Source organism: Leptospira bandrabouensis, from assembly GCF_004770905.1.
Lineage (GTDB): Bacteria > Spirochaetota > Leptospiria > Leptospirales > Leptospiraceae > Leptospira_A > Leptospira_A bandrabouensis.
Genome location: NZ_RQHT01000006.1, coordinates 72,355 through 94,161, shown reverse-complemented (window position 1 = coordinate 94,161; position 21,807 = coordinate 72,355). Strand labels below are relative to the sequence as shown.

At 38.1% G+C, this 21,807-nt stretch carries 19 protein-coding genes; 9 read left to right on the top strand and 10 right to left on the bottom strand.

The genetic code is table 11. The features are described 5' to 3' along the window. Positions 1 to 88: 88 nt before the first annotated feature. Genes EHR07_RS01870 through EHR07_RS01840 form a run of 7 tightly spaced genes read left to right on the top strand, consistent with a single transcriptional unit; the run spans position 89 to position 8,301 of the window. Complete coding sequence (locus tag EHR07_RS01870; protein ID WP_135743509.1) at positions 89 to 958, top strand: glutamyl-tRNA reductase; 870 nt, start codon at positions 89 to 91, stop codon at positions 956 to 958. Next, positions 951 to 2,486 carry a type 2 periplasmic-binding domain-containing protein gene (locus EHR07_RS01865; RefSeq protein ID WP_135743508.1) on the top strand — a complete coding sequence of 512 codons (1,536 nt, stop codon included), beginning with the start codon at positions 951 to 953 and terminating at the stop codon, positions 2,484 to 2,486. Before EHR07_RS01870 ends, EHR07_RS01865 begins: the two co-directional genes overlap by 8 nt. Beyond that, complete coding sequence (gene hemB, locus EHR07_RS01860; protein WP_135743507.1) at positions 2,483 to 3,436, top strand: porphobilinogen synthase; 954 nt, start codon at positions 2,483 to 2,485, stop codon at positions 3,434 to 3,436. The genes EHR07_RS01865 and hemB overlap by 4 nt, the downstream gene beginning before the upstream one ends. Next, positions 3,433 to 4,716 carry a glutamate-1-semialdehyde 2,1-aminomutase gene (gene hemL / locus EHR07_RS01855; RefSeq protein WP_135743506.1) on the top strand — a complete coding sequence of 428 codons (1,284 nt, stop codon included), beginning with the start codon at positions 3,433 to 3,435 and terminating at the stop codon, positions 4,714 to 4,716. Before hemB ends, hemL begins: the two co-directional genes overlap by 4 nt. Continuing rightward, the gene (locus tag EHR07_RS01850) at positions 4,713 to 5,756 is read left to right on the top strand and encodes a uroporphyrinogen decarboxylase family protein (RefSeq protein ID WP_135743505.1); all 1,044 of its coding nucleotides are present in this window, start codon (positions 4,713 to 4,715) and stop codon (positions 5,754 to 5,756) included. Before hemL ends, EHR07_RS01850 begins: the two co-directional genes overlap by 4 nt. Beyond that, positions 5,753 to 7,093: an oxygen-independent coproporphyrinogen III oxidase gene (hemN, locus tag EHR07_RS01845; protein WP_135743504.1), complete on the top strand. Its 1,341-nt coding sequence runs from the start codon at positions 5,753 to 5,755 to the stop codon at positions 7,091 to 7,093. Before EHR07_RS01850 ends, hemN begins: the two co-directional genes overlap by 4 nt. Next, on the top strand, positions 7,090 to 8,301 hold the full coding sequence (locus EHR07_RS01840; RefSeq protein ID WP_135743503.1) for a protoporphyrinogen/coproporphyrinogen oxidase: 1,212 nt from the start codon (positions 7,090 to 7,092) through the stop codon (positions 8,299 to 8,301). Before hemN ends, EHR07_RS01840 begins: the two co-directional genes overlap by 4 nt. On the opposite strand, the gene hemH is transcribed toward EHR07_RS01840, so the two are convergent. The 5 genes from hemH to EHR07_RS01815 all read right to left on the bottom strand — a co-directional run bounded on the left by hemH (position 8,275) and on the right by EHR07_RS01815 (position 13,761). After that, positions 8,275 to 9,360 carry a ferrochelatase gene (gene hemH, locus EHR07_RS01835; protein ID WP_135743502.1) on the bottom strand — a complete coding sequence of 362 codons (1,086 nt, stop codon included), beginning with the start codon at positions 9,358 to 9,360 and terminating at the stop codon, positions 8,275 to 8,277. The genes EHR07_RS01840 and hemH overlap by 27 nt on opposite strands. Then, the gene (gene topA / locus EHR07_RS01830; RefSeq protein WP_244288899.1) at positions 9,350 to 11,239 is read right to left on the bottom strand and encodes a type I DNA topoisomerase; all 1,890 of its coding nucleotides are present in this window, start codon (positions 11,237 to 11,239) and stop codon (positions 9,350 to 9,352) included. Before topA ends, hemH begins: the two co-directional genes overlap by 11 nt. Positions 11,240 to 11,296: 57 nt before the next feature. Continuing rightward, entirely contained in the window at positions 11,297 to 12,211 is a 915-nt protein-coding gene (cysK, locus tag EHR07_RS01825; RefSeq protein ID WP_004788535.1) for a cysteine synthase A, read from the bottom strand. A 65-nt stretch (positions 12,212 to 12,276) separates the two neighbouring features. Beyond that, positions 12,277 to 13,164: a HEAT repeat domain-containing protein gene (locus EHR07_RS01820; protein WP_135743500.1), complete on the bottom strand. Its 888-nt coding sequence runs from the start codon at positions 13,162 to 13,164 to the stop codon at positions 12,277 to 12,279. 48 nt (positions 13,165 to 13,212) lie between these two features. After that, complete coding sequence (locus tag EHR07_RS01815) at positions 13,213 to 13,761, bottom strand: polyhydroxyalkanoate synthesis regulator DNA-binding domain-containing protein (RefSeq protein WP_135743499.1); 549 nt, start codon at positions 13,759 to 13,761, stop codon at positions 13,213 to 13,215. A gap of 58 nt (positions 13,762 to 13,819) precedes the next feature. On the opposite strand from EHR07_RS01815, the gene EHR07_RS01810 reads away from it, so the two are divergent. Further along, entirely contained in the window at positions 13,820 to 14,686 is an 867-nt protein-coding gene (locus tag EHR07_RS01810; RefSeq protein WP_135743498.1) for a hypothetical protein, read from the top strand. 11 nt (positions 14,687 to 14,697) lie between these two features. On the opposite strand, the gene EHR07_RS01805 is transcribed toward EHR07_RS01810, so the two are convergent. Genes EHR07_RS01805 through EHR07_RS01785 form a run of 5 tightly spaced genes read right to left on the bottom strand, consistent with a single transcriptional unit; the run spans position 14,698 to position 19,506 of the window. After that, a complete protein-coding gene (locus EHR07_RS01805) occupies positions 14,698 to 15,471 on the bottom strand; it encodes a hypothetical protein (protein ID WP_135743497.1) in 774 nt (257 codons plus the stop codon). 17 nt (positions 15,472 to 15,488) lie between these two features. Continuing rightward, positions 15,489 to 15,998 carry a TlpA family protein disulfide reductase gene (locus tag EHR07_RS01800; RefSeq protein WP_135743496.1) on the bottom strand — a complete coding sequence of 170 codons (510 nt, stop codon included), beginning with the start codon at positions 15,996 to 15,998 and terminating at the stop codon, positions 15,489 to 15,491. Positions 15,999 to 16,003: 5 nt separating this feature from the next. Next, positions 16,004 to 16,903 carry a decaprenyl-phosphate phosphoribosyltransferase gene (locus EHR07_RS01795; RefSeq protein ID WP_135743495.1) on the bottom strand — a complete coding sequence of 300 codons (900 nt, stop codon included), beginning with the start codon at positions 16,901 to 16,903 and terminating at the stop codon, positions 16,004 to 16,006. Next, positions 16,900 to 17,925: a DUF5320 domain-containing protein gene (locus EHR07_RS01790; RefSeq protein ID WP_322113235.1), complete on the bottom strand. Its 1,026-nt coding sequence runs from the start codon at positions 17,923 to 17,925 to the stop codon at positions 16,900 to 16,902. Before EHR07_RS01790 ends, EHR07_RS01795 begins: the two co-directional genes overlap by 4 nt. Positions 17,926 to 17,979: 54 nt before the next feature. Further along, positions 17,980 to 19,506, bottom strand: coding sequence for a TrkH family potassium uptake protein (locus tag EHR07_RS01785; RefSeq protein WP_135743493.1), 1,527 nt, complete (start codon positions 19,504 to 19,506; stop codon positions 17,980 to 17,982). 126 nt (positions 19,507 to 19,632) lie between these two features. On the opposite strand from EHR07_RS01785, the gene fusA reads away from it, so the two are divergent. Further along, positions 19,633 to 21,753, top strand: coding sequence for an elongation factor G (gene fusA, locus EHR07_RS01780; protein ID WP_135743492.1), 2,121 nt, complete (start codon positions 19,633 to 19,635; stop codon positions 21,751 to 21,753). Positions 21,754 to 21,807 lie beyond the last annotated feature (54 nt).

The following is a 21,807-nucleotide window of genomic DNA, read 5'->3' as shown; positions in this document are numbered from 1 at the left end:
TGAGACTAAGTTTCAATATCATATTTTATTTTTTTAGATACTGACAATCTTGTGACAGTTGGGAGCTTGTATTTGATAAAATAAAATTATGTGGTCGAACCTGATTCTATTACATTCCAATGATCCCAGTAAATCCTTAGACGAACCAGGTCTAGAGGTTTGGCAAACTTGCCAAAGAACCATTGCATTTGGAGACCGTAGACTCTTTCCCCTTTCAGAAACAGAACGATTTTATAAAAACCATGAAGTGTTTCATGGATACGAAGCTTACCGTTTTTTATTAGAAGTGGTTTCTGGTTTACGATCCAAATTATTTGGAGAATCAGAAATCCAAGCACAGTTCCGAGATCGTTTCCGGGAAGATAAAGTAAATGATTCTACCTTTGCACTTTCACTTTTGAGACTACGGGATCAAATCCTGGAGCACACAAAACAAATTCGTTCCAAATATTTAACAGGCATTGGCAGACAAACTTACGGAAGTGTTGCCGAATCCTATTTGCAAAAACACAAAACAGTCACCTTACTGGGAACAGGAAAACTTGCCACATCCATTCTTCCTTATCTTGTTTCCAAAAACAAAGAAGTTCGACTCATCGGCCGAAACCAAACTAGGATGAGTGAATTACAAAAAGAATTCCCAATCACAACTTACCACTGGGAAGATTACAAACCTACTAACGAAGCTATTGTTATCGCATCTAGTTTTTTACCATTCAACTGGGAAACAATGATCGAAGGTTCATCACTGATTTTAGATTTTCGTGAAACAGGTTTTACAGAACCTAAATACCAAAGTTATATCCCTCTTTCCAAAATCTTGGGAGATTTGCAAGAAACCGATGAACAAATCCAATCAGTAAAAATGGATTTACAATTCTTTCTCACTGAACTCACCCGGGAAAGGGAGGAAGAACAAATACATATTATGAATGGATGGGAAGATTTACTTGTCTGAACTGATTAAAGTCGGAGGAAGATCCTCCCTACTCTCTCGAATTCAAATTTTTTCTGTCATCAAAGCTCTTCAGGAAAAAAACAAAACTAAAAACTTCCAACCAGTCTTTCGCGAATCGGCAGGTGACAAAGACCTAAAAACTCCGCTCTGGCAATTTGCAGGACAAGGAATTTTTACAAAGGACCTCCAAGAAGATTTAATCAATCATAAAGTTGATATTGTCATTCATTCTTGGAAAGATATGGATCTAAGAGAAAGAAAAGATACCATTCTTATACCCATTCTTCCTAGAGAAGATGTAAGAGATGTTTTATTATTCAAAAGAAATAAATGGATTTCGGCTCCAACAGAAATCACAATTCTTACTTCTTCACCCAGAAGAGAACACCATATAAAAGATTTCATTAAAACTTTTTTTCCGACACCTATCAATACCTTTGATATTAAAATAGAATCTGTCCGAGGAAATATACAAACAAGACTTCGAAAGTATTTGGAACATGAAAACGGCGGTATCTTAGTCGCAAAAGCTGCCTTAGATCGAATCCTTGGATTCAAAGATGAAGAAAACCAAATTCCAGAATTACCTGCGATCAAAAAACTAATTAGCGAAACCATCAATCTTTCTCTCTTTATGGTATTACCTTCTTCAATTTTTCCTAGTGCTCCCGCACAAGGTGCTCTTTGTGCAGAAATCAGAAAGGAAGATAAAGAATTAGAATCCATTCTTCGTGAAATCACAAACAAAGAAGCAGAACTCACTGCAAATGAAGAAAGAAAAATATTATCCAAGTATGGCGGTGGTTGCCATCAGAAAATTGGAGTTTCTGTTTTAACAAGAGATTATGGAAAAATAACTTTTGTTAAAGGAGAAACAGAAGACGGGAAAACTTTATTTTCTAAGGAGTTGTCAGGAACTCCCGATTTCAGTTTTGATCGCTCCGAAGTTTGGCCCCCCAATGCTAAAATGGCGGCAAGACAAAGAGAAAGGCTTACCTACTCTCTCCCCAAAGATGTAGATGTATTTGTTTCTAGAGGATATGCCTTTCCACTCGATTTATCTGTCAATCCAACCAACCAAATCCTTTGGTCTGCCGGTCTTTCCACCTGGAAAGATTTGGCTCTTCGCGGATTTTGGGTCAATGGCACCTGTGATGGATTAGGTGAAAGTGAACCTCCCATGATCGATTTACTTCTCGGAAGAAAAACCGATTTTGTAAAACTCACACATGTAGATTCAGACAAACAAAATAGCATTTATCCTGTCATTCCAACATATTTTGTTTCAGCACCAGAAATCCCTGTTCCCTTTGATACTTCCAAAATCAAAGCAGCTTATTGGCGCAGTGGTTCGGAGTTTGATATAGTAACAAAACGATTTCCAGAACTTCTCGAAGTAATTCATTTTGTAGGTCCTGGATCCACATTCACAAAAATCAAACAAACAATAGGTGAAGAAGCTTCAAATCAAAGAGTCTTTGTCTCATTGTCTTTTGATTCCTGGGTAGAAAGGTATGTAAAACCATGAAAAAACAAACACTACGATTACGTTCCAACCAATATTTAAGAAACTTAGGTGAAACAGGATCACTCAATGTCAATAAAATGATCCAACCACTTTTTCTTGCCGAAGGTATTGATGAAAAAGAACCAATCAAAGGTTTACCTGGAGTATTTCGTGATACAGATAAATCAATTTTCCATCAAATAGAATCAGATTTAAAAGCCGGTGTATCCCAATTTTTATTATTTATGGTTCCGAAAGACAAATCGGATACAAGTTTTCCAAAAGACTTTTACCATTCTAACATTAGTGCGATTAAAAAGAAATTCCCTGATATGTTTTTATGGCTCGATACTTGTATCTGTTCGGTAACAACTACAGGCCATTGTTGTCATTTTCATCAATCAGGAAGTATTGATCTTGATTTAACGCTGAAACGATTGTCTGATTTAGCGCTGATTTATGCAGATGCTGGGGCCGATGGAATAGCCCCTAGCGATATGATGGATGGTCGAGTGGGATCACATCGAAAAATACTAGATACTAACGGACATTCAATGGTCCCTATTATGAGTTATTCAACAAAATTCAAAAGTAATTTTTATGGACCATTCCGAGGTGCGGCAGACTCCTCACCACAATTTGGTGATAGGAGCGGTTACCAACTCGATGTTAGGGATCGTGATACAGCCATCCACACATCCCTTCGGGATAAAGAGGAAGGTGCTGACTTACTTATGGTAAAACCAGGAATGACGGCCATTGACCTCATTGGTCCCATCAAAGAAAAAACAGGACTTCCTACAGGTGCTTATCAAGTCAGTGGTGAATATGCAAGCCTTGTGTATTTAGCCAAAGAAGGTTTTTTAAATTTTGAAGAAGGATTAAAAGAAACTTGGGACGTCTTTAGGAGAGCCGGGTCTTCTTATTTAATTACTTATGGTGCAAGGATTGCACAAAGGTTGTATTCATGAATTCAGAAGAACTATTTCTACGTTCTAAAAATGTGGTTCCAGGTGGTGTCCATAGTCCCGTTCGTTCCTTTGCCTCCGTTGGTGGCACACCTATTTTTTTTAGTGAAGCTAAAGGCGCCTATTTAAAGTCAGTCGAAGGAAAAGAATTTATCGACTATTGTTTGAGTTTTGGCCCACTTCTTTTTGGTCATAGACATCCAGAAATCCAAGAAGTAGTGGAAGATACGGTAAAAAAGGCTTGGTCATTTGGAGCTTGTGAACCTTATTCCTTGGAACTAGCAGAGTTCATCACAAGTAAAATTCCTTGGGCCGAAAAAATCCGATTTGTGAACTCAGGGACAGAAGCTGTGATGAGTGCCCTTCGAGTTGCCAGAGCAGCTACAGGTAGAAGTAAAATTTTAAAATTTGACGGCTGTTACCACGGTCACTTAGACCAACTCCTTGTAAAAGCGGGTTCTGGTCTTGCAGGACTCAGTTCGAGTGATAGTAAAGGAATTGGACCAGAAATCATCCAAAACACCCTCGTACTACCGTTAGATGATGAAACTGCCCTAGAAAATTTATTTTTAGAACAAGGAAAGGACATAGCTTGTCTTATCATTGAGCCGATTCCTGCGAACTACGGCCTTCTTCCACAGAGATCTGAATTCTTAAAAAAATGCAGGGAACTAACAACGAAATACGGAACCTTACTATTGTTTGATGAAGTAATCTCTGGATTTCGTGTTTCTTTCCAAGGGATGGCGGGACTTACAGGAATTGTCCCTGACCTCGTCTGTTATGGTAAAATCATCGGTGGAGGTTTTCCTGTAGGAGCCTATGCCGGCAAAAAAGACCTTATGGATTTAGTCGCACCCAGTGGCCCAGTTTACCAAGCGGGAACCTTATCGGCAAATCCTATCGGCATGCGTGCGGGTCTTAAAACTTTAACGAAAGCATGGAATGAAAATCCCTATCCAGAATTAGAAGCAAAAACAAAACGATTAACCTCTGGAATATTAAAACTTTTGGTAGAAACAGGAGATTCAAACTGGGAAGCCGTAACTTTCGGAAGTCTTTTTTGGTTAAAGGGAAAAACAAAAGACCCTGTTCGCACCATAACAGCCATTCCCAGTGACCACAAATCCAGGTTTGCTATATTTTTTCACAAACTCCTAAACCAAGGTGTATATCTTGCACCTAGCGGTTATGAGGTGGGATTTCTTTCGGCGGTTCATTCCGAGGAAATTATAGAAGCCACTTTGAACAAAACCAAACAGGCACTAAAGGAACAAAAATGATTACAACTACATTTAGAAATGAAAGATTTGCCAATGCCTTAAATTTAGTACCCCAAAAAATCCCACCTATATGGTTTATGCGCCAAGCGGGAAGATACCACTCCCATTACCGTAAACTCAAAGAAATTTATAGTTTTATGGATTTATGCAAACAACCAGAACTTGCAGCAGAAGTGGCACTTGGTCCCGTTCAGGAATTTGGTTTTGATGTTAGTATATTATTTTCCGACCTGCTTTTTCCATTAGAAGCATTGGGAATGGGTTTAACTTATGATCCCGGTCCCAAACTTTCGTTTTCCCTCACTTCCGAAAAAGATTTATTAAAATTAAAAACACCTGAGGAAGCAATCGAAGGATTAAAATTTCAAAAAGAAGCTGTCATTCGAACAAGAGAAGTTTTACCTAAAGATGTTTCTCTTATTGGATTTGTGGGTGGCCCATTTACATTAATGACCTACGCTAGTATAGGAAAACATGACGGAAATTTATCATTTATCAAAACAAATCAAAATTTTGTAGATCAATTCTATTCCATACTTGTTCCTCTCCTTAAACAAAATATCGAGTTACAATTGCAAGGTGGTGCAGAGGTAGTAATGATTTTTGATACCGCTGCCGGTATGTTAGATCCTTATAACTTCCAAAGATATGTTGCAAGGCCAATTTCCGAATTGGCAAAACTCTATCCAAAACAAATCGGATATTATGCAAAAAATTCCACCGAAGAACACGTAAGGCAAATTTCAGAAATTCCGGGTTTAGCGGGTTTTGGTGTGGATCATAGATTTTCCATCAAACAAACGCTCAAAGACTTTGGGGCTTATGGTTTTATCCAAGGAAATTTTGATCAGGAACTTCTTTTCGCAGATCCATCGGTTTTAAAACAAAAGATAAAAGAGTATCTTTTACCAATCAAAGATTTAAGTCCTGATGAAAGGAAAGGATGGGTGGCGGGACTTGGACATGGAGTTTTACAGTTCACACCAGAAACTTCGGTCCATATGCTCATTGAAGAAACAAGAAAGGTATTTAGCGAATGAAACAATTACTCGAAAAATACGATACACCAGCACCAAGATACACAAGTTATCCAACAGTTCCTTATTGGACCGATTCCCCAACTTTAGAAGAATGTATCCAATCTTTGGAAACTCACTTAACTCCGAAGGAATCGAAACTCGCCTTATACCTTCACATTCCTTTTTGTGAAACACTCTGTACTTTTTGCGGATGTAATACATCCATCACCAAAAACCATACGGTTGAAGAACCTTATGTGGCGGCGATTAAAAATGAATTAAATCTTTATACAGATAAAGTTAATAGTTTAAAAGGTAAAAACTTAAGCGAACTCCACTTAGGCGGTGGAAGCCCTACCTACCTTTCAGACTACCATCTAGAGTCTACGATTGATTATATTTTAAATAAACTAAATCCAACAGAAGACCCACAGTATTCGATTGAAGTAGACCCAAGAAGGACAAGAGTTTCCCAACTTAAACTACTACAAAAACTTGGATTCCGAAGGATTAGTTTGGGAGTACAAGACTTTGATCCCGAAGTACAAAGGTTAGTCAACAGAATCCAACCTTTTGAACTTACTGAAAATATAACGCGCGAAGCAAGGGCTCTTGGTTTTGATTCCATCAATTTTGATCTTATTTATGGTCTACCCAAACAAACTTTGGATTCAATGAAATATTCTATCGAAAGGACATTAGAACTAAAACCAGATAGAATTGCTTTTTACTCTTATGCCCACGTACCTTGGATCAAAGCATCACAACGTCTATTTACAGAAAAAGATCTTCCAGAAGCTACGGTAAAACGTGACTTATATGAAATCGGAAGACAATTGTTAGAAAAAGAAGGTTACAGAGAAATTGGAATGGATCATTTTGCCCTTCCCCACGATAAACTCTGGAAGGCTTTCAATTCAAACCAACTCCATAGAAACTTTATGGGTTATAGTGACTCAAAAACAGATGTTATGTTAGGATTAGGTTCCTCATCCATTTCAGAAACTCCCGATCTTTTTTTCCAAAACCAAAAACTAGAAATGAAATACCGCAAGTCTTTGTTAGATGGGATCATTCCAATCCTTCGTGGACATAAATTAACGAAATCTGACCAAATACGCAAACAATTGATTTTAGATTTAATGACATCCTGGAAAGTGAATGTTCCTAGTGAAATGAAAACCCATGTATTTCAATTTCTAAGGGAAATGGAATCGGACCAACTGGTAAGCTGGCAAGAAAATATGCTGACTGTGACAGAACTTGGAAAACCTTTTTTAAGAATCATTGCAATGGCTTTCGATGAAAAATTACAACTAAGCCAACCAACAAAACCTGTTTTTTCGAAAGCAATATGAGTGACCAAGTTCATATCATTGGTGGTGGTATCACTGGTTTATTTTTGGCCTACCATCACACGAAACGTGGAGACTCTGTTACTTTATACGAACAGTCCAATACATTAGGCGGAGTCATTGGAACAAAAATCGTGAAAGAGGGACTTGTCGAACTTGCCGCCAATGGTGTTTTACTAACTGACGATATGAAATCTATGTTAGATGATATCGGCCTTACTCCCGTTTATCCAAATAAAGCCGCAAAAAGAAGGTATTTCTTTACCAATCGAAAATTATCTAGACTTCCGATTTCTATTTTTACTGGCATTCGATTAGTTATTACCGTTCTTTTTAAAAAAATTAAATTTAATGAAAACCAGAACTTGGAAACTTGGGCAAGCCAAATATTTGGCGCCTCTGTTACAAAAAATATCATCGAACCGGCGATTGGTGGAGTTTATGGTACTCGGCTCGACTCCCTCCAAGCAGAATCTATTTTCTCTAAATGGGAAGGTACAGGAAAAAAAACAATCCTGCAGGAACTAAAAAAAAATAAATCTAAAACGTATGGAACCGTATCCTTTCCCCAAGGTATGGGAGATTTAGTCTCTCATTTAGTTCGATATTTAGAACCTAAAATACAAATCAAAACTCAGTTTCCACCAGTTCAGCTGGAAGAAATTCTTACTTGGAAAGGAAAAATTCGATTTTCGACATCTTTAAAAATTCTAATCCCAATTCTTGGTGATCGCATTGAACCCCATGAAGTTCCCAATTTACTTTCGATCACAACAATCACAAGATTCGGAAAAAATCACCTAACAAAGAAACCATGTTTCGGAGTCCTTTTTGGTAAAAACGAAGGAATCCGAGCACTCGGTGTCTTATCCAATTCGGATATCTTTTCGGGAAGGGCAAAAGATGGTCTTCATTCAGAAACATGGATTTATCCGAGTGTAGCCAAAACAGGTGATTCTATCACATGGGAATCCATTCTAGAGGAAGATAGAAAAGTAATCACAAAAAAAGATGATGCACCAACAGCAGTTTATGTGACTTCTTGGAACGGCGTATTCCCTGCTTACGATAGAAAATTGTTTTTATTCAACCAAAAACTGGATTCTTTAGAAGCAGATTGGTTGGCAAAAGGAACAGACATCCGCTTTTTTGGAAATTATCGAAAAGGAATTGGACTCAGGTCTTTATTTGAATCGACAAGAGGTGAGTGATTCACCACCCATCTCTTTACAGACACAGTGATGAATTGATTTGTCTACCGAAAGCACCTTCTCCGCCAAATACTCGATAAACGGAGAGTAAACTCCAAAAGCAGGAATTCTAGTAAAAGATTTTGCACCTGTCTCTAAGGCAAGGTCTTTAAATTGTTCGCCGATTTCTTCTAAAGTTTCTAAATGATCACTGACAAAGCTAATAGGATATACAGCAATTTGTTTCCCTTCTTTGGCTAGAGATTCTATCATCTGCAAGGAACTTGGTTCCGTCCATTTTGCAGGTCCCACCTTACTTTGATACGATATATGGGTTGTCCCTTTAAAACCTAAGTGACGGAGTTCTTCTGTAATTCCTTTTACTGAAGATTCAATCTCTTGCATATACCTGTCTCCTTTGCGAATGAGCCGCATCGGAACTCCATGAGCTGAAAAAACAATATCTATCTCTTTCCAATCTAAAGTTGAACTTACATTAGGAAAATGTAAAAAATCTGCTGGATTTAAGAGTCCAGTAAAAAATTCAAAGATAAACCTAGCAGATATTTGGTGAAACTTCGGATCGGCGGCAAAACTGGGCACATACCCACCACTTCCGACAGGACATTCATTGAATTTTTTTTCCAAATGATTTAATGTCGATAAAACTGTAGAACGAGAGTATTGAGGATATAACGGTAGATAGATGGTGTCTGGAGATGGTTTTCCAAATTCATTATCTCTAATATGAGGAAAACCACAGGTCATTGCAACCTTAACGGTCCAATTTATATTGGTTTTTAAATTTAAAATTCCTTCAATTGATTTGGCTTGTTTTTCTGTCTCGGAAACTAAAGGAGAACCACCACCAAAGCCCATAGATTCATAAATCTTTTGTACCTTGGGACTGCGTTTTTTAGCGATAAACCTTGCTAATGGAAGTCGAAAAAATTCAGGTAAAGGCAAATCAAAAACAAATGGGTCCGTAAATAAATCGGTTAAAAAAACTTCAATTTCCTCTGTGTTTCTAGGCCCACCTAAATTAACTAGGATCAATGTTTTCTCTGGTTTATGGTTCATAAGTTATGTAGTCACAATGCGGGTAACGGGAACAAAAATAAATGGTTTTTCCTTTTTTGCCAAGTTTGGTTTTTACAAATCCCTGTTTACACACAGGACAAATGTTTGTAGGGTTTAGACTAGATTCAATGAAATCGAGTTTAATATTTTCTTTTTTACGAGAAGATGTTTTTTTGGCAACTGCTCTCTCTGGTTTGTTTGGTTCCTCTTTAGGAAAACTTACAGATGCGAGTGGAGTATTTTTTTTTCTAGGACTTCGTAAGATACGAAGTAAACCTTCATAGAAATTTTGGATCAGAAGGATTCTTGATTCTTTATTTTCAGTGACTTGGTCCAACTTCTCTTCCAAATCTTTTGTAAAAGACTCACCAATCATATCTTGAAAGTTTAAAAATAGATAATCATTGACTTTCAATCCAAGTGCCGTAGGCCCAATGGATTTGTGATATTCCACTATGTATTTCCGAGTTTTTAAGGTTTCTATAATGGTCCCGTAAGTGGAAGGCCTACCCACACCTGTATCTTCCATTTTTTGAACCAGTTTTCCCTGAGTGTAACGAACTGGTGGCTCTGTTTGTTTTTCTTCTATGGTATAGGATTTGTAAAGAAACCTGTCTCCCAATTTCCAATCCAATTGTTTTTGTATTTTTTTCTTATCCGATTTAGTGAATGCTTTAAATCCAAAATCAGTAATGAATTCATTTTTATAAGAAAAAACATGTTTCTCTTTCTGAAATTCATAGACAGTTTCTTCACCTAACTCCGGCTTCATTAAGGAAATTAAAAATCGTTCCCAAATTAAGGTGTATAGTTTTCTTTCATCCGGTGATAAATAGGAGGAGATGGAATCCGGAGTCAAATTTGGATTTATGGGGATGACAGCTTCGTGGGCATCCTGGGAGTATTTTTTTTGTTTTTTGGGAGTAGAATTTAGATTAGAAAGTAAACCTGGATAATTTTTATTTAAATACTTCTCGCCTAATTCTCGCTTATCTAATGAAACTCGAGTGCTATCGGTTCGCATATAGGTAATAAGGCCTACCCTCTCTCCCGTTCCAATTTTTTTCCCTTCAAAAAGCATTTGTGCTAGTTTCATTGTTTTTTTAGAATCAAATCCCAAAAGGCGAAAACTAGTTTCTTGTAAACTGGCAGTAGAAAACGCGGGAAGGGGATTTCTTTTGATATTTTTCTTTTTGATTTGAGATAATGTTAGTTCTTTTAATTTTGTTGGTTCCGGTAAAATTTCTATTTCCGACAGTAGGTTTTGTATTGAATTAGAGTCTAGTTTATCTTTTGTTTGGTGGTCTAAATCGACAGGTTCTCCGAAAACAGATCCGTGTAATTTTAATTGATAATAAATTTCTTTGGAAAAATTTTGAATTTCTTTTTCTCTTTCACAAATCCAATGCAAAACGGTAGATTGTACACGACCCGCCGACAAAGAAGAGATTTTTAATTGTTTCCACAAATCAGGCGATACTTCAAATCCAAAAATTCGATCAACAACACGCCTTGCAATTTGTGATTCTATTTCTGCAAGATCGAGTCCTAACTTTAATTGGATTTGGCGACTTACTTCCTCTTTGGAAATTTCCTTTAGCCTTAGTCTAAAAATTGGTTTTTTTAATTTTACTAGTTCATCATAACAATGTTTGGCGATGATTTCCCCTTCACGATCGGGGTCACTGGCGATATAAATAACTGAAGATAACTTGGCTTTGGATTTAATCGCAGAAAAAACGGTCTTTTTCCCCTTTAGCCATTCATATTCTGGTTCAAATTGATTTTTAAAATCTACCCCATAGGACTTGGGAGGAAGGTCTTTGATATGACCTTTGGTAGCAACAACAACCCAATCCTTATCTAAATAAGAAGCGATTGTTGTTGCTTTTGTCGGTGATTCGACTATTAGAAGTTTGGTGATTTTAAATTCCTATTAAACGAACAAACCTTCAACCGATAGGTATCTTTCTCCTGTATCATAACAGAATGTAAGAACCTTCGAACCTGCTGGAATTTCTTTTAGTTTTTTAGAAACAGCAGCAAGACTTGCACCAGAAGAGGTTCCAATAAAAATTCCTTCTTTTTTAGCAGCAAGAACCGCCATAGTAAAAGCTTCATCCTTTCCTACGGTGATGATTCCATCCAGTAATTCTGTTTTACAGTTTTTAGGAATGAATCCGGCACCGATTCCTTGCAAAGGGTGTGGCCCAGGTTTTCCGCCACTCAGAACAGGAGAACCTTCTGGCTCTACAGCAAATACTTTGAGTTTAGGAAATCTTTTCTTTAAGTTTTCTGCACAACCAGTGATATGACCACCAGTACCAACTCCTGTAATGATATAATCCAATCCGTCTGGGAAATCCTTTGCGATTTCTTCGGCAGTTTTTTCTCTATGCACTTGGATGTTGGCTTCGTTTTCAAACTGCTGAGGCATCCAAGCATTTGGGTTGGCTGCCACAATTTCTTGTGCTTTTGCAATTGCACCTGGCATTCCTTTTTCTCGCGGTGTGAGCTCAAACTTAGCACCATAGGCCGCCATAATTCTTCTTCTTTCCACTGACATATGTTCTGGCATGACGAGTGTGATTGCATATCCTTTAACAGCTGCTACCATTGCAAGACCAATCCCAGTGTTACCAGAAGTAGGTTCTACAATAAAAGAATCCTTTTTTAATTTTCCTGATTTCTCTGCTTCTTCGATCATCGCAAGAGCAATCCGATCTTTGATCGATCCACCTGGATTTTGTCTTTCGAGTTTCATATAAACTTCATGGTCTGTTCCAAAAAGTCGCGACAATCTAACGTGAGGTGTATTTCCGATGGCTTCTAGAATGCTGTTTAATTTCATAATTTCTCCGCTCTGTCACATTTTAAGAGAAAAAGCGGATTTGTCCACAATGAAAATTCGAAAACTTATGGGGTATGAAAAGAAACAAGAAACTGGTAATCTGATTTCATTTGATTTAGAACTTTTACATTGTTTTCTGATTGCATCACCTTTTCTAAGTAAGGTGCCGAAGTTCGAAAATCCAATCGGCGCAGTGCTTCTGATGCTTTAACCCTTACCTCTGGATCTTTGTCTGTGAGGGATTCTAACACTGCTTTGTAGTTTTGGTTCGGCAATCGTTCCAATCCAACGACAGCAGAAAGCAGAGAAATTTTGGCATAAGGAACTGTCTCTTTACCCAAACTGTCTAGTAAACTAGACAAAAAATCCTTTTTTCCAGAAAGATAAATTGCATCGGCAGCCGAACTGCGAAGGTAAAAATTGGGACTCGTTAACGCAGATTTTATGGTTGCTTCTGATTCAGAAGTGAAAGGCAAAGATCCTAAAGTTCGTAGAATTTCCCCGCAAGTAAGAGTGATGGGAATCTCCCCATCCTCATAAAAATAGGGACTGGAAATTGAGGTGCTATCGGCCACACCATCTTTCCATGTGCGGCCTTTTTTGGGGTTATATTCAGGAATGTTGGCCGACTCTTTTTGGTAGGTTTTGATTAAATAGGGTATGGCAATTTTATCGCCTTTTTTTCCAAGTGCTTGGGCCGCATAAAATTTAACGGTGGGTGCATTCGTAGGACTTGTTGGAAAATTCGAAGAACCTTCCAAAGCAGAGATCAGATCACGGATTCCCCTGTTTGATTTAACAAAAGTAAGCTTGTCAATCGCATCACGAATTTCGAATACATCGGAGGAGGACAAACGAGCTCTTTGGATTTCAAAAAAACGTTCATCACTTTCTGCAAAAAGAGTCACAGGCACAATCAGTGCACACAAAATCCAACGACTAGTTCGAATCATTCTAAACTACCTCTGCATACAGAGGACGGGAAAACTAAGAAGATTCCGTTAATTTTCTTTTAATTTTTCTGCGACTTCTTTTAGTTTTTCGGAAAGATCTCCAAGTGTGGCTTTGTCTTCTTCCAAAATGGATTGGCTGAATTTTTCCAAATCTCTTTGGATTTGTTCTTTTTTTTCACTGGCCCGAGAGGCCATTTTGCGAAGGAGATCTTCACGGTAATGACTAAAATCTGCCTCTGTCAGTTCGCCCAGTTCCACCATCGAATTTACGATTTTTTCTAAACGTTCTGAGGTAAGGTAATTGGCACCAATGCCACCAAGAATCAATCGCTCAAAAAGCCCGGACACATCCCTTCCCGTTTCGCGAATGAGTGAGGTTAACATAAAGTTCGAAAAGTCTTCGTTTCTTTGCCCTAAACTTACCTTAAGAAAGGTTTGTCCCAAAATTTTGGGGGTGATGTCTTCTCCAGTCATATTGTCTTGGACTTTGATTTCTTCTCCACCTATGATCATCTTAGCCACATCTTCCAAAGTGATGGTGGAACTAGTTTCTGGATCATAAAGTCTGCGGTTTGCGTATCGCTTAAGGAGCTTCATCGGAGATGCTTTTTAAAATGACTTTCAAGCCTAGGGGGTCAACTAAAATACAATCGTAATGGACACTCTATTCGGTGCTGTTTTGACACAACTTCCCGACCTCGAAAAAAACCTGATTACTTCTTGGTTACAAGTACAAGGACTCGTCATAAAAGAATGTACAGAGAAAAATTGGAAAGATTATCCAGATTCTATTCCTCTATTTACCAAACCCAGTCAAAACTTAGCAAAAGAATTATTGGATTGGAGCATCGAACCAATCTTATGTGGTAGCTTTACGAACGAAGAAAAACAAAATTATAAAAATGTTGGTATTTCTCTTTTATGGGAGAAACCATATACAGAAATCCACACTTTACCACATAAAACCTTACCTTTGTCAAAATTGACTTGGGTTATCTACACAAAAGATCCTATATTCGATAAACATCTGTCAGTATTTCTAAAATCAATGGGCCAAACTGTATTTGCAGAAGGGAGCCTGGAATTTCTAACAAAAAGAATCCAAACTGGGCCTTGCCATTTTCTCATTTTAGATTGGGATGTTATGAATGATCCAAGGAATCTGGTGGCAGAACTCTCTAAACTAAAAAAGTTAAAACAGTTTTTATCCATCGGGATCAAAGATTTTATGAAAGAAAATCTTTATAGAGATTTAAAAACGGGGATTGGAACTATTTCAGAAGTATTAGTTTCAAAATTAGATTTTTGGAATGTACTCATTCATTCCTTTCCGCTAAAAGAAGATGGAGAAAATTCAAACGATTGGAAGGAAACTAGCCATTCGGTTACTAAACTCAGTTTTACTTTTCAAGAAAAACAAATTCCCATCTCCATGCAGTTAACTGAAACAACAATGATTAAGAAAAAACTTAACCATCCACAAACAGAAAATTTGTTAGGACTTTTTGGTTGGTTTTTATAATCGAAGTTTGGTCACTCAAAGAGCAACATATCATCACTAGAAAGTTCGCCTGCACCTCGATTTGGAAAAGCTTGTTCAAAAAAAAGTGCCGCAAGTAAATCAAAATCCTCATCTTCTTCGCGATTTTCCAATTCCCAAAGTTCATTTCTTCGTTTGATAAGAAGTGAAACCGTTGCATCTTCCAAAGCAAAATCTATCTTCAAACGATTCAATGTGCGAATGAAAAAATTTAAGTTATAAACTACATAATCTCTGAAATAAGTTAGGCCGGCAATGGTTGGTTCATATTTCAAAAGTGCCTCCGTCAAATAACAGGCAGTTTTAAGATCCTCAGTTGCTCCCGTTTCCTTATAGGCTTTGAAAATATGATGTACTGTTTCATGCATAGAAATGGTAGAATGATAAGAATCTTCAATAAGCCTTATGGCTTCCGGATGTGATTCCATATAAGCAAATACATCCACAATTTCACCGAGGGACGCCGCACGTTTCCTTTCGGCATCACATGGTTCCTCTGTAATTTTTGGATCTACTAGTAAAATAAAAAGGTATTTGGTTTCGAAAGCAAACCTTGATTCCTTGGGAATGTAATATTCAATCCAAATTGGTTCTTTATAATAATCAATGGATTCTTGGAAGCTAAGTTCTGGTGTAACTTTAAGGGACTTTAGTTTTTTTACATCATCGGTGATGACCTTCTTTCCTTCGACCCGAGTTTTACTGCGTTTGATTTGTCGGAGTTCCGACTTATTCAAAAGCGGTTTGGGTTTGAAGGAAGAATCCATGTTATATCATCGACAACTTAGAAAAAGCGCAAAAGAAAAGATCGTAACCAAAATCCAAAGGGGCTTAAAATTCCTGTATCAGAAAACACAACCCTGCCTTCTTCATTCAGAAAAACCGTTGTGGGGTAAGCGGAGATTCTCCATTCCTTCAAAATCCGGTAGTCTGCCGCATAGATAGGGCGTTTTGCTTCTGGGGAAAGTTGGGCCATAATCGCTTTCGTTTCCTCCGAATCTTCCGCTTCTAAAACCGATAGGAACACTGTAGATTTTGGTAATAGTTTTAAGTTTGCTTCCAAAATAGGAGCATAGGCCTTACAGACCGTACACCAAGTAGCCCAAAAATACACAACCTTGGGATGTCCTTTCCAGGAGTTTGCCTCCGTGGGAGTGGTTGCTAATACTTCGATGGGAACGCTGGGACTTGTATCCCTTCCCTTAAAATAAGCAAAACATAAGGTGGTCGAAAAAAAGAAAACAAAGGCGAAAACGACCTTCCACCCATAAGGTAACTTCTTCCAAATTTTCATAGTCTCTAATGTAAGACTGGTGTGTGACCGGATAAGTTCCCAAACATTAAAAATAAGATGAGAAGTAACCAAATAAACCCAGAAGTAAGAACACTCACATCCGTAAGAATGGCTTTTGTTGGGTTATGACCCATGTTCTTGATATAAATGATATATAAAGACCGGAAGATGGCATATACCACAATAGGAACTGTATAAACCATATAAGGAGTTCCTAAACTTTTTGCAGTTTCGGGGCTCACTGTATACATTACATAACTCACAAGAGTGAGTGTAGCAACAACGGCCATCATCAAATCCAAAAACTCAATAGAATATTCTTCTAAAATCTTTCTATGTTTGCCTGCATCCGTTTTTAGAATATTGATCTCGCCTCTTCGTTTGGAAAAACCCCAAAAGAGTGCCAACATAAAAGTACAGAGTAACAACCAATGAGAAAATTCCACTCCAATGACAACCGCACCAGCAATGGCACGTAACACAAATCCAATGGAGATACTCATTACATCCAAAATTACAATATGTTTCAGAACTTTACTGTACAACATATTAAAAAGTAAATAGAAGATGGTAAGATAAAAGAAAACGGGAGAAAGTTTATAAGCACCAATGAGTGCGATAGGAAGGATCACACCTGTAATTGCCAAAGCAATTCCAGAATCTAATTCTCCGCTAGCAAGTGGCCTATTTTTTTTTTCAGGATGTTTTGCATCTTCTTTTTGGTCTAAAAAATCGTTAAACACATATTGGCAACTTGCTACGAGAGAAAAACAAAGGAATGCCAAACAAACTTTTGTTAACGAAGGAAGTTCAAAAACTTTTTTAGAAAAAATCAATCCCGCAAATAAGATGACGTTTTTCACCCACTGAGGGATTCGCATTAACTTAAAATATAGTTTGATCATTTTTTCTTCACTTTATGAGCTTCAATGAACTTCATTTTTAATTTGATAGTTTTTGCATCTTTAACCGTTGGAAATACAAAATGAATTTGTGGGTCAGAACCTGTTGTAATCATTTCAACAAGTTCGCCTGGAATTTGTTTACCGGCAGTTTTGATATCAGTAATTTTCAAGAAATCTTGGTAATCTTCAGGTAATAAACTGGAACTTACGATGATTTTTTTATTATAAATTTCTTTTCCCTTGGAATCTAAAACTGTAATTTGATCCAAAGAAAAACGGATTCCCCGTTGTTCGAGTGGATCAATTCGAAGCCCACCAAACTCGGCCATAGATTTCGGAAGTTCCCATTCATACGTAACCCAATTACCTATGTCTTTTTTCAAAACTGGTTTTGCGACCATTAGAGATTCATTAGTGTTTGGATTTTCTCTGCTAGTAAATGTATAGAGTTTGATTGATTGGTCTTTAAAAACAGGGTATTTGTATTGGTAATAAGAAAATCCAAAAATGATACTGGCAACGATCGCACTTACCAATCCGATTCGAACATTTCTTATCAAAAGGAATTGGTCTAATGGGGTAAAATAACGCGATTTAAATTCTTTTTTTAATTCCGAAGATAAAAACTCGAAAGTATCAATGGCAGCGGACAAACCGCTCTCCATATCTTTTTCGTTCCATTCGGAAACCTTTCCCAAGGATTCTAAAAAACGAAATGGCTTTCGTTTTTGGTTGGTTTCAGGAACCACAAAACCTTGGAGATTTCCCTCAAAAGAAATCTCTTTTTGGTTTGTTCTTTGTAATTGGCAATTGACCAAATCGTAAGCTAAGTAACGAAACAAAAGTTTTGTATCTTCTAATTTGTCATTGGAAATCAGTATTTCGAGGGTCTCTAATCTTGACTCGATGGAAGCCAAACTTTTTTTAAGAACCTCTTTTTGTTTTTCCAACAACTGCTCTTCGGAGGTTAAAACAGGAGCTTTCCAAAAAGAAAACAATAAATTTTGTATGCTAAATTTCACAAATACCAAGTCTTCCCTATCCTCAAAATACTAAAACCGATTTTTATCCCCATTCTAACCTACTTGGATTTTCACACCATCGTCAACAGTTCCCATTTTAGGAACTCCGGAATGGCCCGTCGCAGCAATGAGAACGGTAAAGATTCCAACTCGTCCCACATACATAACTGCTGCATAAAATAACTTTTCAATGTCTCCTAATTGAGAAGTTAAGTTCAAAGTGAACCCAACGGTAGAAAAGGAAGAAATGAGTTCAAAAAAGATAACATGCAAAGAATGTTGGTTTTGATCTAAGATCCCAAGAAAAATAAAAACAACAGCCAATGCGATTGTGGCAAGGAAGTAAACTCGAATGGCAACTGCCACAGAATTTTTGGAGACAGTTTCACCAAATAACATGACAGGTTTAGATGGTTGGATTACATTTTTTAAATAAGCAAGTAACAAAACAAAGGTGGTAATTTTAATACCACCGGCGGTTCCTTGGGGGCCACCACCTATAAACATAAGAACCGTAATGATAATCACTGAGGCATCGTTCAAATGCCCAAGATCCATCGTAGAAAACCCAGCTGTTCTAGAACATACCGACATAAAAAATGCATTTGAGATTTTATCAACCAATGCCAACTCATGAAAAGTATGAGGATTGGAACGTTCTAAAAAGTAAATCCCCACAAAACCAAACAATAACAAGGCGAACGAACCATAAACCAATAGTTTAGATTGGATTCTTGTGGTTTCTCCTCTTAGGTGTTTATTATAATCTTCAATCCGGTTTTCCAAAAAGGCAGAGAACTGAGCAGGAAGTAACAAAAACCTAGGAACATTCCCTGTTTTTAAGGCTTTTTCCATCATCAGAGTTTCTGCCATCACTTCTATGCGGTAAACAATTCGCACAAAGACTGTTAAAAGAAACTTTTCCAAAAGGATGATCACCGGAAATCCAATCCCACCAAAAATCACAAGTCCTGAAACTATGTACAAAGAAAAAGGATCAAACTTTAAAGCACTTAGATCATCGGTTAACGAAAAACCGGCGTTATTGAAGGAAGAAACCGCGGTAAACAAGGAAAAGAACCAACGAGAATTTCCACATTCCACCCCATCTGGCATATGCAAATACAATCCAATGGCTCCGAGGATTTCCAAGGAAAAGGAAATATTAATAATGGAGAGTAACATCCGATTGACTTCATTGGTAGCAAGGGATTCGGTTTCGGGTTGGGTATCAATGGCTGCACCGACAAAGGCATTAAAACGGGCGTTCCGAGAAATTCCTTGGGTGATGAGAAATCCGACTATCACAGTAAAACTAATGATACCAAGCCCACCTAGCTGAATGAGAAATAACATGATCCAGTGTGTCCCTGGATTTAGGCCAGAGAGTCGTACGGGAGAAAGTCCTGTCACACAAATGGAAGAGGCGGAGAGGTAAAAACTATCCACATAGGAAAGTTCCCCCTCTTCGGAGATATAAAGGGCAAACGACCCAAATAGGATGGCTGTAAAGAAACCCAAACATACAAGTCGGGCAAAGGACAGTGTTCGAAAAAATCGCTTCAAGCGCGCTAGTGGCATATTCCCCTAATCTCTACTTTCTCCAGGATTTTCCTTTTGACCAAAAATCCCAAGTACTTTACAAACGCAGTCCATTTCAGATTTTGGTAGAATCAATTCAACTTTAACCTTATTTTTGAGGAAAATATGACCTCTGCGACGCAAGCAACCAAACGTGATCCAAAATTGGAAAGAATCCGTAATATCGGGATTTCCGCACACATTGACTCAGGGAAAACAACCCTAACAGAACGTATCTTATTTTATACGAACAAAATTCACGCCATCCACGAAGTACGTGGAAAAGACGGTGTGGGTGCTACGATGGATAGTATGGATCTCGAAAGAGAAAGAGGGATCACAATCCAGTCAGCGGCGACCTATGCCACTTGGAAAGACATTACCATTAACATTATCGATACTCCAGGTCACGTTGACTTTACTATCGAAGTAGAACGTTCCCTTCGTGTACTTGACTCTGCCATTATGGTTCTTTGTGGAGTGGCTGGTGTTCAGTCTCAGTCCATCACTGTTGACCGTCAGATGAAACGTTATAATGTTCCACGTGTGGCTTTTATCAACAAACTAGACCGTACAGGTGCTAACCCTTGGCGTGTAATTGAACAACTTCGTGAAAAACTCCACCTGAATGCGCATGCAGTGCAACTTCCTATTGGTTTGGAAAACGACCTAAAAGGGATTGTTGACCTTGTGGAAATGAAAGCTTATTACTTTGAAGGTCCTAACGGACAAGATATCAAAATCACTGATATCCCAGACGAATTAAAAGCCCAAGCAAACGAAAAACGCGAAGCACTTCTAGATGCAGTTTCTCTTTTTAGTGATGAACTCACTGAAGAGATGTTAGAAGGTGCGCCAACAGAAGCACGTATCAAAGAAGCCATTCGCCGTGGTGTCCTTGCACTTAAATTTGTTCCTGTATTTATGGGTTCTGCTTTCAAAAACAAAGGAGTTCAAAGACTTCTTGATGGTGTGGCGGATTACCTTGCTTCTCCTTATGATGTTGAGAACAAAGCAAAAGAAATCGGAAACGAAGAAAACGAATTCAATTTAGAATCCGATCCAGAAAAACCATTAGTTTGTCTTGCATTCAAACTAGAAGACGGTCGTTACGGTCAGTTAACTTACGTTCGTGTTTACCAAGGTAGACTCGAAAAAGGTATGACGATCTATAATTCGTCTAACAACAAACGTCATAACATTGGTCGTCTTGTTCGTATGCACTCTAACGATATGGAAGATATTTCAAAAGCAGAAGCAGGAGATATCGTAGCTCTATTTGGTATCGATTGTGCCTCTGGGGATACTTTCACAGATGGAAAAGCAAAAGTGACTATGGAGTCCATGTTTGTTCCAAACCCTGTAATCTCACTTACTATCGAATGTAAAGAATCAAAACAACTTCCAAACCTTGCGAAGGCTCTCAATCGTTTCACAAAGGAAGATCCTACCTTCCAAACAGAAATCGATAAAGAGTCTGGACAAACCATCATCAAAGGGATGGGGGAACTCCACCTCGAAGTTTACATCGAACGTATGAAACGTGAGTATGGTGTAGATCTAGTGACTGGTGCTCCTCAGGTGGCTTACCGTGAAACAATCACGAAGTCTGCTGAATTTGATTACACTCATAAAAAACAAACGGGTGGTCAAGGTCAGTTCTCTCGTGTGGCAGGATACATCGAACCAATTCCACAAGAAGAAGGAAAAGATTACGAATTCGTAGATAAAATCGTGGGTGGTTCCATCCCTCGTGAATACATCGGCTCTTGTGATAAAGGTTTCCGTTCTTGTTTAGAAAGAGGATCCCTGATTGGATTCCCGATCATCGGAGTTCGTTGTGTGATCAATGACGGTGCTTACCATGATGTGGATTCATCTGATATGGCCTTCCAAATTGGTGCTCGTTACGGGTTCCGCCAAGGATTCTCGAAAGCAGCTCCTATCATCCTTGAGCCAATTATGCGTGTGGAAGTAGAAGGACCTACAGAATTCCAAGGTGCGATCCTTGCTTCTGTGAACCAAAGACGTGGTATGATCTTAAACACAACTGAAGAGAACGGATATGCTAAAATTGAAGCAGAAGTTCCTCTAGCTGATATGTTTGGATACTCCACAGTGCTTCGTTCTTCTACTCAAGGAAAAGCTGAGTTTGCAATGGAATTTTCCAAGTATGCTCCTGTTCCAAGAAACGTAGCAGACGAGCTTATGAAAAAATACAAGGTCAACAACAAAGACGAAGAATAATCCTTCGTCTCAAGGTTCGATTTTGGAAAAGGCGGGTTCTCCCGCCTTTTTTAT

Bases quoted from the DNA above. Each gene is read 5' to 3' on its own strand.
- hemL (WP_135743506.1), top strand. From the start codon at position 3,433: ATGAATTCAGAAGAACTATTTCTACGTTCTAAAAATGTGGTTCCAGGT.
- EHR07_RS01800 (WP_135743496.1), bottom strand. From the start codon at position 15,998: ATGAAAATTTGGAAGAAGTTACCTTATGGGTGGAAGGTCGTTTTCGCC.
- EHR07_RS01870 (WP_135743509.1), top strand. From the start codon at position 89: ATGTGGTCGAACCTGATTCTATTACATTCCAATGATCCCAGTAAATCC.
- EHR07_RS01850 (WP_135743505.1), top strand. From the start codon at position 4,713: ATGATTACAACTACATTTAGAAATGAAAGATTTGCCAATGCCTTAAAT.
- EHR07_RS01815 (WP_135743499.1), bottom strand. From the start codon at position 13,761: ATGAAGCTCCTTAAGCGATACGCAAACCGCAGACTTTATGATCCAGAA.
- EHR07_RS01840 (WP_135743503.1), top strand. From the start codon at position 7,090: ATGAGTGACCAAGTTCATATCATTGGTGGTGGTATCACTGGTTTATTT.
- hemB (WP_135743507.1), top strand. From the start codon at position 2,483: ATGAAAAAACAAACACTACGATTACGTTCCAACCAATATTTAAGAAAC.
- hemN (WP_135743504.1), top strand. From the start codon at position 5,753: ATGAAACAATTACTCGAAAAATACGATACACCAGCACCAAGATACACA.
- fusA (WP_135743492.1), top strand. From the start codon at position 19,633: ATGACCTCTGCGACGCAAGCAACCAAACGTGATCCAAAATTGGAAAGA.
- hemH (WP_135743502.1), bottom strand. From the start codon at position 9,360: ATGAACCATAAACCAGAGAAAACATTGATCCTAGTTAATTTAGGTGGG.
- EHR07_RS01805 (WP_135743497.1), bottom strand. From the start codon at position 15,471: ATGGATTCTTCCTTCAAACCCAAACCGCTTTTGAATAAGTCGGAACTC.
- cysK (WP_004788535.1), bottom strand. From the start codon at position 12,211: ATGAAATTAAACAGCATTCTAGAAGCCATCGGAAATACACCTCACGTT.
- EHR07_RS01820 (WP_135743500.1), bottom strand. From the start codon at position 13,164: ATGATTCGAACTAGTCGTTGGATTTTGTGTGCACTGATTGTGCCTGTG.
- EHR07_RS01785 (WP_135743493.1), bottom strand. From the start codon at position 19,506: ATGCCACTAGCGCGCTTGAAGCGATTTTTTCGAACACTGTCCTTTGCC.
- EHR07_RS01810 (WP_135743498.1), top strand. From the start codon at position 13,820: ATGGACACTCTATTCGGTGCTGTTTTGACACAACTTCCCGACCTCGAA.
- EHR07_RS01795 (WP_135743495.1), bottom strand. From the start codon at position 16,903: ATGATCAAACTATATTTTAAGTTAATGCGAATCCCTCAGTGGGTGAAA.